At 41.4% G+C, this 14,851-nt stretch carries 12 protein-coding genes and 1 pseudogene; all 13 read left to right on the top strand.

The features are described from left to right. The 13 genes and pseudogenes from ADJ67_05775 (at window position 1) to ADJ67_05715 (ending at window position 14,800) form a co-directional block, all read left to right on the top strand. Window positions 1-738: a UDP pyrophosphate synthase gene (locus ADJ67_05775; GenBank protein AKT47193.1), complete on the top strand. Its 738-nt coding sequence runs from the start codon at window positions 1-3 to the stop codon at window positions 736-738. Between the two features lie 15 nt (window positions 739-753). Continuing rightward, entirely contained in the window at window positions 754-1,539 is a 786-nt protein-coding gene (locus ADJ67_05770) for a phosphatidate cytidylyltransferase (GenBank protein ID AKT47192.1), read from the top strand. 25 nt (window positions 1,540-1,564) lie between these two features. After that, on the top strand, window positions 1,565-2,728 hold the full coding sequence (locus ADJ67_05765; GenBank protein AKT47191.1) for a 1-deoxy-D-xylulose 5-phosphate reductoisomerase: 1,164 nt from the start codon (window positions 1,565-1,567) through the stop codon (window positions 2,726-2,728). Further along, window positions 2,729-3,742, top strand: coding sequence for a hypothetical protein (locus tag ADJ67_05760; GenBank protein ID AKT47190.1), 1,014 nt, complete (start codon window positions 2,729-2,731; stop codon window positions 3,740-3,742). Then, on the top strand, window positions 3,739-4,803 hold the full coding sequence (locus ADJ67_05755; protein AKT47189.1) for a 4-hydroxy-3-methylbut-2-en-1-yl diphosphate synthase: 1,065 nt from the start codon (window positions 3,739-3,741) through the stop codon (window positions 4,801-4,803). The genes ADJ67_05760 and ADJ67_05755 overlap by 4 nt, the downstream gene beginning before the upstream one ends. Then, a pseudogene (locus tag ADJ67_05750) lies at window positions 4,800-8,590 on the top strand (DNA polymerase III subunit alpha). The gene ADJ67_05755 and the pseudogene ADJ67_05750 overlap by 4 nt, the downstream one beginning before the upstream one ends. A gap of 243 nt (window positions 8,591-8,833) precedes the next feature. Next, the gene (locus ADJ67_05745) at window positions 8,834-9,172 is read left to right on the top strand and encodes a hypothetical protein (protein AKT47188.1); all 339 of its coding nucleotides are present in this window, start codon (window positions 8,834-8,836) and stop codon (window positions 9,170-9,172) included. 124 nt (window positions 9,173-9,296) lie between these two features. Continuing rightward, complete coding sequence (locus ADJ67_05740) at window positions 9,297-9,692, top strand: mechanosensitive ion channel protein MscL (GenBank protein ID AKT47187.1); 396 nt, start codon at window positions 9,297-9,299, stop codon at window positions 9,690-9,692. A 127-nt stretch (window positions 9,693-9,819) separates the two neighbouring features. Further along, window positions 9,820-10,284, top strand: a complete 465-nt coding sequence (locus ADJ67_05735; protein ID AKT47186.1) for a hypothetical protein — start codon at window positions 9,820-9,822, stop codon at window positions 10,282-10,284. A 28-nt stretch (window positions 10,285-10,312) separates the two neighbouring features. Further along, on the top strand, window positions 10,313-11,452 hold the full coding sequence (nusA, locus tag ADJ67_05730) for a transcription elongation factor NusA (protein ID AKT47185.1): 1,140 nt from the start codon (window positions 10,313-10,315) through the stop codon (window positions 11,450-11,452). After that, window positions 11,445-11,714, top strand: a complete 270-nt coding sequence (locus tag ADJ67_05725; GenBank protein ID AKT47184.1) for a hypothetical protein — start codon at window positions 11,445-11,447, stop codon at window positions 11,712-11,714. Before nusA ends, ADJ67_05725 begins: the two co-directional genes overlap by 8 nt. Beyond that, on the top strand, window positions 11,695-12,042 hold the full coding sequence (locus ADJ67_05720; GenBank protein AKT47183.1) for a hypothetical protein: 348 nt from the start codon (window positions 11,695-11,697) through the stop codon (window positions 12,040-12,042). The genes ADJ67_05725 and ADJ67_05720 overlap by 20 nt, the downstream gene beginning before the upstream one ends. Beyond that, window positions 12,023-14,800, top strand: coding sequence for a translation initiation factor IF-2 (locus ADJ67_05715; protein ID AKT47182.1), 2,778 nt, complete (start codon window positions 12,023-12,025; stop codon window positions 14,798-14,800). The genes ADJ67_05720 and ADJ67_05715 overlap by 20 nt, the downstream gene beginning before the upstream one ends. Window positions 14,801-14,851 lie beyond the last annotated feature (51 nt).

Here is a 14,851-nt window from a genome sequence, read left to right as displayed (position 1 = left end):
ATAGCCCTATGTTATGAGGAAAATATGGGAGAAAATAAACTGCCAAGGCATGTTGCCATTATAATGGACGGAAACGGAAGATGGGCGAAAAAGAGGCTTCTTCCAAGAGTTGCAGGACACAATGCCGGAATGAAAAGCATGCAGGAGATAGTAAGACGAGCTTCTGATTTAGGAATAGAGCATTTAACTGTATACGCTTTTTCGACAGAGAATTGGAAGAGAACTAGTGAAGAAGTAAGCGGTATCTTTGGCCTTTTGGTTAAGTACGTTGCTTCTGAGCTTGCTGAAATCTGCGAAAAGAACGTAAAGATATGTGTCTTAGGAGACTATGAGGCTCTACCTGAGGCAGCAAGAAACAGTATGCAAAAGGCACTAGATGATACCAAAGACAATACGGGCATGCAGTTTAACATAGCCCTAAACTACGGCAGTAGAGCTGAGATTTTAAGAGCGGCAAATAGAATTGTGGCTGAGCATGGAGCTACAGTAGAATTTACTGAGGAGCTGCTTTCAAGGTATCTATATACAGGCGATGAGAACGGAAATATTCCAGATCCTGATTTGATTATCAGAACTAGTGGAGAGGAACGTCTTTCTAACTTCTTGCTATGGCAATGTGCTTATAGTGAATTCGCATTTACTGATACGCTTTGGCCAGATTTTTCACCGGAAGAGTTTCAGCAGATAGTGGAATCCTTTGGTACTCGTGAGAGAAGATTTGGCGGAAGACTGAAGTAAGAGGAGGAACGGTAAATGAAGGTAAGAATAATTTCAGGAATAGCAATGCTACCTCTAGTAGCATTAATAGTCATCGGAGGATATCCTCTTCTTGCAGCATGCTTTTTGATAGGTCTAGTGGGCGTAAAAGAGCTGTTTAACGGATTTAAGGCTATGGACATAAATCCTAACTACGGCGTTGCAGTTGCTTCACTAGTGGCTTTGTACACACTTCACTTAGTATTTCCATCAAAGGATGAATATCTTTTAGCATGGCTTGTTGCATCTGTTATGGCTTCTTGTATATCGATATTTAGAATAGATAAGCATAAGGTAGAGGATGCTCTTGCAACAATACTTGGAATTGTTTATGTAGAGTTCTTTTCCTTCCATGTAGCTATGGTTGATGGAATGGCTCATCATAGAATACTTATTTACTTGATTTTTATATCTGCTTTTGGAAGCGATATATGCGCGTATTTTACGGGATTTGCAATTGGAAAGCACAAGCTATGTCCTCATCTAAGTCCAAAGAAGACTATAGAGGGAGCGGTAGGAGGAGTTGTTGGAGCAGCGCTTCTTTGCCTTCTATTCTCAGTAATTTTTGCACCACAGTATATGCTTCATAGCTTTATAATAGGCGTGATAGGAGCAATTCTTTCTCAGTGTGGCGACCTAACTGCGTCAGCATTTAAGAGAAAGATGGGTATAAAGGACTATGGAAATCTAATCCCAGGACATGGCGGAATCATGGATAGATTCGATAGCATTTTGTTTACAGCACCTGTTGTATACCACTATATAACACTTGTTCTAATGTAATTTACTTTGATTTGGAGACTTTGAGATGAAGGGAATCAGCATCTTAGGAAGTACAGGGTCTATAGGAACTCAGGCACTTGATGTCATAAGGGAAAATCGTGATAAATTTGCAGTTAAGGCGCTAAGCTGCGGAAGAAACATAGAGCTTATGAAGGCGCAAATCTCAGAGTTTGAGCCAGAGCTTGTTGTGACTGAAACAGCTGATGATGCAAAGCTTCTTAGAGCGTACTTTAAGGACAAGACTAGGAATATAGAATTTGCATACGGAGAAGAAGGGCTTCTTGAGCTAGCTAGATACGATGCGGATTTGCTCCTGAATTCACTTAGTGGAATGAGGGGAATGCTTCCAACATATGAGGCAATCAAAGCAGGAAGAAATATTGCCCTTGCAAACAAGGAAAGTCTTGTTGCAGGCGGTGGGGTGATTATGAGTTCGGCTGCCGAAATGGGAGTAAAAATTCTTCCTGTAGACAGCGAGCACAGTGCAATATTTCAGTGTATGCAAGGGAACCTAAACCGTGAGATTAAGAAGATTTATCTTACTGCTTCGGGCGGTCCTTTTAGGGGATATAGCAGGGATGAACTTGCAGGTGTTAGTGTAGAGCAGGCCCTCAATCATCCTAAGTGGAGCATGGGGAAAAAGATAACTATAGATTCTGCAACATTGATGAATAAAGGCCTAGAGCTGATAGAAGCAAAGTGGCTTTTCAATATAAATGTTGACGATATAGAAATTCTCGTCCACCCACAGAGCATAGTGCATTCAGGAGTTGAATTTAAGGATACTGCGGTGATTGCACAACTAGGAATCCCAGATATGAGGATACCTATTGCAGTTGCCTTCTCATATCCAGATAGACTAAAGATGGATGTTCCATCGCTTAACTTCTTTGATGAAGGTGCAAAGCTGACATTTGAAAAACCTGATTTAGAAAGCTTCAAATGCCTAAAGCTTGCGATAGAGGCAGCAAAACTTGGCAAGCTTTACCCTGCTGCCATGAACGGTGCAAATGAGGTTCTTGTGGAGAGCTTCCTAAATGGTGAAATTGGATTTAATCAGATAGGTGACTTCATAGAGGAAATTCTAAACGAAGGAGATTTTTCTAAGAAACCTGAGCTTGATTCAATTTTAGAAACTGATAAAATTGCCAGAAGCATGGCATACGATTTAATAAAAGGAAATAAATAGATGACGATTTTTCTAGTAATACTACTTTTTGTAATACTTATTTTTCCACACGAACTTGGACATTTTGTTGCAGCAAAGCTATGTGGCGTACAGGTTAATGAGTTCGCTTTTGGTATGGGTCCAGTTATCCTAAAGAAGCAGGGCAAGGAAACCTTGTATTCTGTAAGAGCGTTTCCTATTGGTGGATTTTGCGCTATGGAAGGAGAAGATACCGAGGAGGCAACGGAAAATCCTAGAGCTTTTAATAACAAGAGCTGGTGGAAGAAAATCATAATTCTAGTTGCAGGGGCTGCTATGAATATATTAATCGCGTTTCTCGTGATGATATTTGCAGCAATTTATGCTGGAACACCTACTACGACGATAAATAATGTCACAGATGGTGGCGCAGCATCCTTATCTGGAATCCAAGCAGACGATAAGATCGTTAGGGTTTCTGACAGCAGGGTAGATAGCTGGGAAGAGTTTGCTAGCAGTTTGCAGAAAGAAATCAAAGCTGATAGGCCTATATCCATAACCATCGAAAGAAACGGCAAGGAGAAGACTTTTACCCTTAGTCCGCAAAAGCAAAAGGATGGAAGGTATGCAATAGGTGTAGTATCAAAGAAAAGCCATAATGTATTTACGGGAATCAAGAATGGAAGCATATCAACTGTCAAGATGACCAAAGCTCTGTTTGAATCCTTTAAAATGCTATTTACATCAAAGGGAGCAATAAATCAGGTTTCCGGTCCAGTTGGAATGGTGAAGATAGTTAGCGATGCTGCTGGACTTGGCATATTCTACTACTTATATCTTGTAGCACTGATAAGCCTTAACCTTGCGATTTTTAATCTTCTGCCGCTTCCGGCGCTAGATGGAGGAAGAATAATCTTTGTAATAATAAGGATGTTTACGGGCAAGGCGATAAGCGATAAGGTCGAAGCAAGAGTTCACATGATAGGCATGGCTCTTTTGCTGACGCTTACGGTATTTGTGACCTGGAATGACATTATGAGGTTGATAAGACGATGAGTTTAAAATCAGTAATGATAAGAAATATCAAAGTAGGAGGCGGTGCGCCAGTAAGCATTCAGTCTATGACTAATGTAGATGCACATGACGAGGGACTTTTGCTAAGTCAAATCTCAGAGTTAGAAAATGCTGGCTGCGAGATTGTAAGGCTTGCTATTCCGGATATTGAGGCTGCAAATACGTTAAAGAAGCTTAGGAATAAGACAAACATGCCTATAGTTGCTGATATTCACTTTGATTATAAGCTCGCTCTTGCAGCGATAGATGCTGGGGCAGATAAGATTAGAATTAACCCAGGAAATATAGGAAGTATAGAGAGAGTAAGAGCTGTCGTTAATGAAGCAAAGATGGCTCATATACCTATTAGAGTAGGTGTAAACTCAGGATCTTTAGAAAAGGATATCCTTGAGAAGTACGGCAAAGTTACAGCAAGAGGCCTTTGCGATAGCGCACTTAGGAATGTTGCTATCATAGAGGACATGGGCTTTGATGATATAGTCGTGTCGCTAAAATCATCTGATGTGAGGATGAACTATGAGGCACACAGGCTAATTGCACAAGAGACAGATCACCCTATACATATTGGAATTACAGAGGCTGGTACAGTCAAAAGAGGAAAGCTTAAGTCTGCAATAGGAATTGGAAGCCTGCTTCTTGACGGTGTTGGCGACACCATGAGAGTATCATTGACAGCAAATCCGGTAGAAGAGGTTCTGTTTGCTAGAGAAATTTTAGAGACCATTGGACTTAGAGAAGCTAACTATGATTTAGTATCATGTCCTACATGTGGACGAACATCTGTTAATCTCGAGGAACTTGCCGAAAAAATTGACAGAAGACTTGCTGATGAGAATGTCAGAGAAGGAATAAAGGTAGCGGTCATGGGCTGTGTCGTAAACGGACCAGGAGAAGCTAAGGGCGCTGATTATGGCGTTGCTGGCGGAATGCATAAGGGCGTTATATTCGAAAAAGGAGAGGTCGTAAAGACAGTAAAGGAAGAGGACATCATAGATGAGCTCTTCAATCTAATTTATGAGCGCGAGGGGAAAACTATTCGATGAAGGAGTTGTTTTACAACTATATAGATTGGGATAATGTTGGCGAAGAATATAGGGACAGAGCCGTTGCAAAGGTTGACGACGCTGTTATTTTGAGTGAGAAAAATATACTAAAGCTCTCTGTAAGGCTAAACTATGTTGTTCCAGCAAAAGATGAGGATAAGATAAAAGGTATCATCCTTAACTCGGTAGGTGACCTTAAGGATGTCGAATTTGAATACACATATGTAAATCTTATTCTTTCAGATGCTGATGCTCTTAGAATAATACTTCCTAAGGTTTTGCGAAAGCTTAACGAGAAAAACCACTATGTGGCAGGAAGCATAGACATTTCTTCGCTAAAGATAGAGGGAAAAAGAGTAATAATAAGCACAGTTGGTGAGCTAGCTTGTAAGAATCTAAACGGTAAGGCATCAAGCCAGATTGCTTTGATGATAAAAAATGAAATAGGTCTTGAATATGAAATCGTCTTCGAAAACGACGATAAGCTTTACGCAGAGGCCCATGAGTCCTTGCAGAAGAGAAGCGACGACGAAATAAAAGAGCTAAATGAGAAGACAAAGGAAGCTGCAAAGGCGGCAGCATCAAAACCTAAGGCTGAGGAACAGAAGTTCCAAGGCGGCGGAAACAGCGGATTTAGACGTAAGAAAAATACCAAGGATCTTCCGGCAAAGGGAAATATCATAATGGGTGAAAAAGCTATCACGCTTGAGATTACTCCTCTGGCAGAACTTTCACCGGAGCAGAAGCAGGTTGCGGTTGCGGGAATACTCTTTGATAAGAATGCGAGAACTGTAAGACACGAGAATGTTTTGATGTCTCTTTCAATTACAGACAGAAAAACTAGCACATGTCTAAAGACCTTTGTTAGCAAGCAGAAGTGGGATGAAATCAATAGCCTTCTGAAAGAAGGAACATATATCAAAGCAATAGGTGCACCTGAATGGGATACCTATGAAAATGCCATAACTGTGAGAATTGACGGCATAGAGAAGAGTAGTATCAAGCTTCGTGAGGATAACTACGACGGACAAAAGAGAGTCGAGCTTCATTGTCACACAAAGATGAGTGCTATGGACGGACTAAACGATGTCGAAACCATAGTTAAGACTGCAGCAAGATGGGGACATCCAGCCGTTGCAATTACAGACCACGGCGTAGTACAGAGTTTTCCAGATGCAGCGAGTGCTGCTGCAAAGCTTGCTAAGGACGATATAAATATCAAAATCATTTACGGTATGGAGGGCTATGTCTTTGATGATAGCGACTGCGTAAATGAGGACGGAAGCATAGACTACAAGAAGAAGGGAACTAACCACATAATTCTTCTTGCAGCAACTCAGGAGGGACTTAAAAACATATATAAGATGGTTTCTATGTCTCATATAGAGTATTTCTACAGAAAGCCTAGACTTCCTAAATCTGTAATCAGTAAGTATAGGGATGGTGTAATTATTGGCTCAGCCTGCGAGGCAGGTGAGGTATATAGAGCGGTCTCAAATAATTTAAGCGATGCGGAGCTTGATGAAATTGCAAGCTTCTATGACTATCTAGAGATTCAACCTTTGATTAACAATCAGTTCATGATAGAAAAGCGCATGGTCGAGTCAAGGGAAGATCTTAGAAACTTTAACCGCAGAGTTTTGGAATGCGGAAGAAGGCTAGGCAAGATGGTAGTTGCAACAACCGACGCGCACTATGATGAGCCAGAGTCAGCTATTTTTAGAAATATAATCATGGCAGGCATGGGATATAAGGATGCCGAAAATGGTCAGGGTCTATATATGAGAACAACCGAGGAGATGCTCGAAGAGTTTTCGTATCTTGGTGATGATACAGCTTACGAAATAGTTGTTGAAAACCCTAATAAGATTGCTGATATGATTTCTCCAGAAATTCTGCCAGTTCCTAAGGGCAAGTATCCTCCTAAGATTGAGGGGGCTGAAGAGACTCTTCGTAAGACCTGCATGGATAAGGTCCATGAGATGTACGGAGAGAATGTTCCGTCAGAAATAGAAGAAAGACTCAATAAGGAACTTGATTCCATCATAGGAAATGGCTATGCGGTCATGTATGTTTCTGCACAGATGCTAGTTAACAAGTCACTGGAGGATGGTTACCTTGTAGGATCGCGAGGTTCGGTAGGGTCTTCACTTGCTGCGACAATGGCTGGAATCACAGAGGTTAATCCACTTGAGCCACATTATGTATGCCCTAATTGCAAGCACCTAGAGTGGGGAGATATGAATCTCTACGACTGTGGAATAGATATGCCTGTAAAGGCATGCCCAAAGTGCGGTACTGAGATGAAGAGGGATGGCTTTACTATTCCGTTTGCAACCTTCCTCGGATTTAACGGAGATAAGGAGCCTGATATAGACCTTAACTTCGCTGGAGAATACCAGGCGAGAGCACACAGCTATGTCGGAGAAATCTTCGGTGAAAAAAACGTATACAAGGCTGGTACTGTAAGTACTGTGGCTGACAAGACTGCTTATGGATATGTACTTAAGTTTGCAGAGGAAAAGAACTTTCCGATAAACAAATTTGATACATTAAGGCTTGCGAAGGGATGTACAGGGGTTAAGAAGACGACGGGACAGCATCCAGGCGGAATTGTAATAGTTCCAGAAGATCACGAAATCTATGAGTTCTGTCCGGTTCAAAGACCCGCAAATGATGCTAAGTCAGATGTTGTAACAACGCACTTTGATTATCACAAGATAGATCAAAACCTACTAAAACTTGACATCCTAGGACACAACGTACCTTCGATGATAAGGCAACTTCAGGATATGACAGGAGTTGACCCGCTACAAATAGACCTGACAGATAGAAAAGTGCTCAGCATTTTCAACGGCACAGAAGCGCTAGATATAAAGGACGAAAACTATAAGTTCACGCATGGAAGCTATGCGATACCTGAGTTTGGCACATCTTTTGTACGTCAGATGCTCGATGATACTAAGCCTGACAAGTTCGCTGACCTAGTCAGAATATCAGGGTTTTCACACGGTACAGATGTTTGGCTAAACAATGCGCAGGACTACATCAAAGATGGAACTGCAACCATGAGAGAGGTAATATCTACTCGAGATGACATCATGAACTACCTCATTCCAAGGGTATCGAAAACAAGACATCCTTTGATATCATGGAGAAGGTAAGAAAGAATAAGCCGCTCAGTGACGAGCTTCTAGGAATCATGAAGGATCATGGAGTACCTGATTGGTATATTGATTCATGTATCAAAATTCAGTACATGTTCCCTAGAGCCCACGCTGTTGCTTATACAATGATGTCATTTAGAATGGCATGGTATAAGGTTTATTATCCGCAGGAGTTTTATGCAACGCACTTTACTTCAGTAGCTGCTGACTTTAATGCATCAGTAATCCTTCAGGGACCATCAGCTTGTCTCAACAAGATAGAGGAAACCATAACCAAGGGTAAGAATGCTTCACCTAAGGAAATGGCAGAAATTCTTGTCTACGAGGTTGCCTATGAGATGTATGCTAGGGGATTTAAGTTCCGCATGCCTAAACTTGGACACTCCAAGGCTCTTAAATTCTGGGTCGAGGATGGTGAGGTTCTGCTTCCATTTGTAGTCATAGATGGAATGGGAGGTTCTGCTGCAACATCATTTGTTGAGGCATACGAGGAGAAGCCTTTTGATACGGTAGAAGATGCTGTGATAAGATCAAAGGTAAATCGCACAGCTCTAGAGTCACTTAGAGCATACGGAATCTTTGATGGTCTTCCAGAGACAGATCAGCTAAGCTTCTTCTAAGGCTGTTTAAATATACGCATAAAGGGAGTTAATGCTGGATAAAGTCTAATTTTCATGTATAAATGACACAAAAACTGTATAAATGTATGAAATCCTGTCAAATTGACGGGATTTCATACATTATGTCTAAATTTACGTCAAAATGACGGAATTTTAGACAAAATGACGGAAAAACATACATATATTCTACTCGAAACCAATATATAATCTATTTAAAGATGTTATGTATTAGGGGAGAGTGTTATGGAAGGTAGATATATCGTTTATAAGACGAATAAGGTTGTAAGGCGTGTTAACTTTGATGAGATACTCTATGTAGAGAGCGATGGAAGGCAGATTAAACTTGAGACAGAATGCGGAACATTATCGTATTATGAGAAAATCTCAGCGATTGCACCTAGTTTTGATGATAGCTTTTGCAGGGCCATGTCATATTGCTATATCAACTTATCGAAAGTGAGACTCATGTCAGGCGGAATAGTTAACTTTGGCTGCGGCAAGGCGCTGGTTTTAGGAAGAGATAGTTTTTTGAGAACCAAAAGGGAATACTACAATTACCTACGTAGGAGCATACAATCCTAAAAATAATATTGCATTTCGAAAAATTTTTGGTAATATATACACAATCAGGGTATACCCATATAGACAATTTAATTTTATGATTTTAGTTTGTAAGGTAATTTTGGGGAATTGAAAGGAGAGCTTAATGAAGAGCTTTATTAAGGAATTTAAGGAGTTTATCAGCAACGGCAACGTTATGAGCATGGCAATTGGTATCATCATCGGTGGTGCATTTACTGCTATCGTTAACTCACTCGTAGCAGATATCATCACACCGCTAATCGGAATGATTCTAGGAGGAATCAACTTCTCAGGCATTTCTATCACAGTTGGAAGCGCTCAGCTAATGGTTGGTAACTTCATCCAGGCTGTAATCATGTTCGTACTAACTGCACTTGTAATCTTCGTAATGATGAAGGGACTAAATAAGCTAGCTGCTAAGAAGAAGGCAGCAGATGATGCAGAGGAAGCTGCTGCACCAGCTGAGCCATCAGATGAGGTTAAGCTTCTTATGGAAATTAGAGACGCTCTTAATAAGTAGTAGCGACATCTGAGTAAAGTGTCGATTATTTGACATTGTATAAAATTTATGGTACTATAATTGTAATCGATAATTCTTTTGTTAAAGAGTGGGCCTTCCCACTCTTTAAGTTTTGTATAGGGTGAAAATGGCAAAGAAAAAGATTACAGAAGTGACAGAGGAGCTTATCAGGGATTTCCTTGATGAGAGAAAGCTTAGTCTCTGGGCATGTGAATTTGTTAAAGAAGGACCTGATTACTTTCTTAGAGTATACATTGACAAAGAGGAAGGATATGTAGGTACTCAGGAATGCGAAGAGGTCAGCAGATTTCTTTCAGATAAGCTCGATGAGCAGGATTTGATAGAAAGGGAATACTACCTTGAGGTTAGCTCGCCAGGAATGGATAGAGAGCTTATTACTCAGGAGCATTTTGACAGATATGTTGGCAGTGAAATAGAAATCAAGCTTTACAAGGCTATTGATAAGAAGAAGCAGCTTGTTGGAACGCTTGTTTCGCTTAATGATGGTATTGTAAAGATTACAGTAGATGGTAAGGATATGGAACTACCTAGAGATCAGATTGCTAAGGCTAATCTAGCAGTTATATTCTAGGGACTAAATATAAATAGGAGGGTCAGAAATGAACAGAGAGTTTATAGACGCGCTCGAACAGCTTGAGGAAGAAAAACATATAGAAAAAGGAGTTCTTCTAGAGGCAATTGAGTCAGCATTGTTAGCTGCATATAGGCGCAACTATAGCACCACAGGTAATATCAATGTCGATAATGTAAGAGTTGACATCGATTCAGAGACGGGAGATATTTCCGTTTTATCAAGACTTGAGGTTGTCGAAGAAGTTATGGACGAAAATCGTGAAATAAGCCTTGATGATGCACGCGAGATTGATGCAAGATACGAAATCGGCGATGCGATAGAGTTTGCGGTTACACCAGAGGACTTTGGTAGAATCGCTGCACAGACAGCAAAGCAGGTAGTAGTGCAGAGAATCAGAGAAGCCGAGCGCTCAAAGGTATACGACGATTTCAAGAATCGCCTATATGAGATTGTTACAGGTGTTGTGCACAGAAAGAGCGGAGCAACACTCTTTGTTGACCTAGGACATACAGAGGCAATACTTCCACCTAGGGAGCAGGTACCAGGAGAACGTTTTGAGGTAAATGATAGACTAAAGGCTTACATCATGGATGTTAAGCACAGCCTAAAGGGACCTCAGATATATCTTTCAAGATCGCATCCAGGCCTTGTAAAGAAGCTATTTGAGCTAGAAGTCCCAGAACTTACAGATGGAACGGTTGAGATTAAGGCTATCGCAAGAGAAGCTGGTTCAAGAACAAAGATGACAGTTTACACTGAGTTTGAGAACGTTGACCCAGTAGGTTCATGCGTTGGTAACCGCGGAGCAAGAGTTCAGTCTGTGGTAAATGAGCTTGATGGAGAGAAGATTGACGTAATTCCATGGAGCGATGAACCAGAAGAACTTATCGCTAACGTACTTAGCCCAGCTAAGGTTGAGGACGTATTCATCGTTTCCGATAGCGATGAAGAAAAGGCTGCACTTGTAGTAGTACCTGATTACCAGCTTTCACTAGCAATAGGTAAGGAAGGTCAGAACGTAAGACTAGCAGCAAAGGTTAGCGGTTGGAAGATAGATATAAAGAGCCATAGCCAGTACTATCAGGATGAAGATGCTGATGGAGTTTGCGATGAGGATATGAGCTATGAAGATTCAGCTGATGCGGAGGTCGTAGAAGTTGAGTAAAGAAAAACCAATGCGCAGATGCATAGGTTGCATGGAATCAAAGTCTCAGGATGAGCTGTTTAGACTTGTAGACGAAGGTGATAACATCAGCTTTGACTTTACGCGAAGGAAGGATGGCAGGGGTGCCTATGTGTGCAAGAGCATTGAATGCTTTGATAATGCATGCAAGAAGAGGGCGTTTGCAAGAGTCTTCAGACGCAAGGTTGATCAAGAGAATATAGATAAGCTAAGAGGAGAATTTGATGGAAAAATCCAAGTTTAGAAGCTACATGGGTTTTGCCGCAAGGTCAAAGAATATCCAGGTTGGGTATAACACCGCACTTATGCTAATCGCAAAGAGGCGCGTAAAACTTTTGATAATAGCTACGGATGTTGGAGACAATACAAAGAGTAAATTGACGCAGAAATGTGTCACTAACAATATAAAATACAGGGTTTTCGGAGAAGCTAGTGAGCTTTCACACATGACCGGGAATGTGGATAAGGGTGTATTCGCAATCGTGGACAAGGGTTTTGCCGAAAGCATATGTAAGGAGATTGACCTGATTCAATCAGAAAGGGAGGTGTCTAATGGCAGTGAAAGTATTTGAACTTGCCCGTGAACTAGAAGTTCAAAGCAAGGAGCTACTCGAAAAGGCTTCAGGACTGGGTATAGAGCTAAAGAGTCATATGAGCACATTATCCGAGGGTGATATTGCAAAGCTTAAGTCGGCATACGGCAAAGGTGAGTCTAAGAGCAATGATAGTGAAACAACAAAGCCAGCAGCTGGTAGAAAGCGTTTGCCTATTGGAAGACCGATAGTTGACGATTCCTACTTTGCAAATAGAAATAAAGCAGAGGAAAGCGATAAGAAAGCAAAACCTGAAGTTAAGAAAGAAAAAGAAGAGAATAAAGCAGTGGCAAGCAGCAAAGACGTGACATCAAAGGAACACTCGAAGACTAAAGAGGCATCAAAGGCTAGCGAGATGCCAAAGGAAGAGTCAAAGAAGCCTGTTAAGAAGGAAGAGAAGAAGCCTGAACCAGCAAAGCAGGAAACTACAGCTGATCAGAACGCTTCAGGAAGAAGACCTATCGGTGTTAAGATTATAAAGACAGCTGATGAGGTTAAGGCAGAGGAAAAGAAGCGTGTAGAAAGAGCAGCAAAGCCTGCATCATCTGAGGCAAAGAAGTCTGACGACAGAAGAAATACAAGACCAAGCAGAGATGCAAAGTCAGGCGAGGCTAGAGGCGAAAGACGCGATAGAAACGACAGAAATAACAGAACCGATCGTAACGATAGAAACGACAGAAACAACTCTAGAAACGGCCGTGACTCCGAGAATAAGTTTAGCAAGGATGATCGCAGGCAGGGTGGAAACTCAAGATATCAGGACAAGGACAATAAGAGAACAACTTCTGCAGGTAGAATCGAAGGCAAGCCAGACTCAGCAAAGAGAGACGACAAGAAGAAGTCATTCGATAAGAAGGAGAAACACAGCAAGTTCGATAAGTTCGAGAGAAAGTCACTTGAGAAGCAGGTTAGAAATAAGCACACCAAGTATAAGAACAACAACGTAGACGTAGAGCCACAGATTGAAGAAGAAGTATTACCAGAAGGCACAATAGTTCTTACAGTACCTATCACAGTTGCAGGCTTCTGTGAGCAGACAGAGGTTTCAACATCAAAGGTTATCATGTCTTTGATGAAGCTAGGTATAATGGCAAATATCAACCAGAACATCGATGAGGACACAGTTATGATTCTTGCAGAAGAAATTGGAATCAGTGTTCATATCGGCAAGGTTGAGGAAGAAAATGAAGAGACAGGAATCGAAGTATTCGAGGACGATGATAAGGATCTAAAGCCAAGACCACCTATTATCACTGTAATGGGCCACGTTGACCACGGTAAGACATCGCTACTTGATGCAATCAGGAAGACTAACGTTACTTCAAGCGAGTCAGGTGGAATTACTCAGCACATCGGTGCATCTGAGGTTAAGGTAAATGGGCAGAAAATCGTATTCCTAGATACACCAGGACACGAAGCATTTACAGCGATGAGAGCAAGAGGTGCTCACGTTACTGATATAGCAGTTTTAGTTGTTGCTGCAGATGACGGTGTAATGCCACAGACGATAGAGTCAATAAGCCATGCTAAGGCAGCCGGAGTTCCTATCATAGTTGCAATCAACAAGATGGATAAGCCAGCAGCTAACCCTGATAGAGTTAAGCAGGAGCTTTCAGAGCACAATGTACTAGTCGAAGATTGGGGTGGAGATGTAATCACAGTTCCAGTTTCAGCAAAGTCAGGCGAAGGAATAATGAACCTGCTTGAGATGATTCTGCTTCAGGCAGAGGTTCTTGAGCTCAAGGCTAACCCAAGTAGACTAGCTATGGGTTCAGTAATAGAGGCTAGACTAGATAAGTCAAAGGGCCCTGTAGCTACACTTCTTGTTACAAATGGTACACTTGAGAGCGGACAGAGCATCGTTGCAGGTACATCTGCAGGTAGAATCCGTCTGATGACAGACTTCAGAGGAAAGACTATAAAGAAGGCTGGTCCAGCTACTGCTGTTGAAATTCTTGGACTTACAGACGTTCCTCAGGCAGGTGATGAGTTCAATGCAGTTAAGGAAGACAAGATTGCAAGAGACATCGCTGAGAAGCGTAAAGAGAAGCTAAGAGAAGAAGTTCTCGCAAAGAATTCAAGTACAACACTAGAGAAGCTATTTAGCCAGATTCAGGAGGGTGACGTTAAGGAACTCAACCTAATCATCAAGGGAGACGTTCAGGGTTCAATCGGTGCCCTAGTCGCTTCACTAGAAAAGCTAAATAATGACGAGGTTAAGGTTAATATCATCCACACAGGTGTAGGTACAGTTACTGAATCAGATATCATGCTTGCAGGTACATCAGGTGCCGTAATCATCGGATTTAATGTAAGACCAAGCACAGCTGTGCAGACTCTAGCAGATAGAGAGAGCATAGAAATCAGAACATATAGAGTAATCTACGACGTAATTGACGATGTAGAAAACGCTATGAAGGGTATGCTCGATCCAGAGTACAAGGAAGAAATCCTTGGTAAGGTTGAAATCAGAAATACCTTCAAGGTACCAAATGTTGGAATCATCGGTGGTGCTTACGTTATTGAGGGTAAGGTTCAGCGTAACGCAGAGGTTAGACTTGTAAGAGATGGAATTGTTATTCACGAAGGAAAGATTTCATCACTTAAGAGATTTAAGGATGATGCAAAGGAAGTTGCTCAGGGATATGAGTGCGGTATCGGAATCGAAAACTATAACGATATCAAAGATGGCGATTTGATCGAGTGCTTCCACATGGTAGAGATAGAGCGAAAGTAATATAAAAAGCTTAAGTCGCCTATGGCGGCTTAAGTGCTATCTGGAGAAAGT

It is taken from the genome of Eubacterium sulci ATCC 35585 (assembly GCA_001189495.1).
GTDB classification, from domain to species: Bacteria; Bacillota; Clostridia; order Peptostreptococcales; family Anaerovoracaceae; genus Eubacterium_B; species Eubacterium_B sulci.
Note: the sequence above shows the minus strand (reverse complement) of the source record. Positions and strands in the feature narration are given on the sequence as shown.

What these genes read in the sequence shown, in the direction of transcription:
- ADJ67_05770 (AKT47192.1), top strand. Translation starts at nt 754, where the DNA reads ATGAAGGTAAGAATAATTTCAGGAATAGCAATGCTACCTCTAGTAGCA.
- ADJ67_05720 (AKT47183.1), top strand. Translation starts at nt 11,695, where the DNA reads ATGGAAAAATCCAAGTTTAGAAGCTACATGGGTTTTGCCGCAAGGTCA.
- ADJ67_05735 (AKT47186.1), top strand. Translation starts at nt 9,820, where the DNA reads ATGGCAAAGAAAAAGATTACAGAAGTGACAGAGGAGCTTATCAGGGAT.
- ADJ67_05715 (AKT47182.1), top strand. Translation starts at nt 12,023, where the DNA reads ATGGCAGTGAAAGTATTTGAACTTGCCCGTGAACTAGAAGTTCAAAGC.
- ADJ67_05760 (AKT47190.1), top strand. Translation starts at nt 2,729, where the DNA reads ATGACGATTTTTCTAGTAATACTACTTTTTGTAATACTTATTTTTCCA.
- ADJ67_05745 (AKT47188.1), top strand. Translation starts at nt 8,834, where the DNA reads ATGGAAGGTAGATATATCGTTTATAAGACGAATAAGGTTGTAAGGCGT.
- nusA (AKT47185.1), top strand. Translation starts at nt 10,313, where the DNA reads ATGAACAGAGAGTTTATAGACGCGCTCGAACAGCTTGAGGAAGAAAAA.
- ADJ67_05740 (AKT47187.1), top strand. Translation starts at nt 9,297, where the DNA reads ATGAAGAGCTTTATTAAGGAATTTAAGGAGTTTATCAGCAACGGCAAC.
- ADJ67_05765 (AKT47191.1), top strand. Translation starts at nt 1,565, where the DNA reads ATGAAGGGAATCAGCATCTTAGGAAGTACAGGGTCTATAGGAACTCAG.
- ADJ67_05755 (AKT47189.1), top strand. Translation starts at nt 3,739, where the DNA reads ATGAGTTTAAAATCAGTAATGATAAGAAATATCAAAGTAGGAGGCGGT.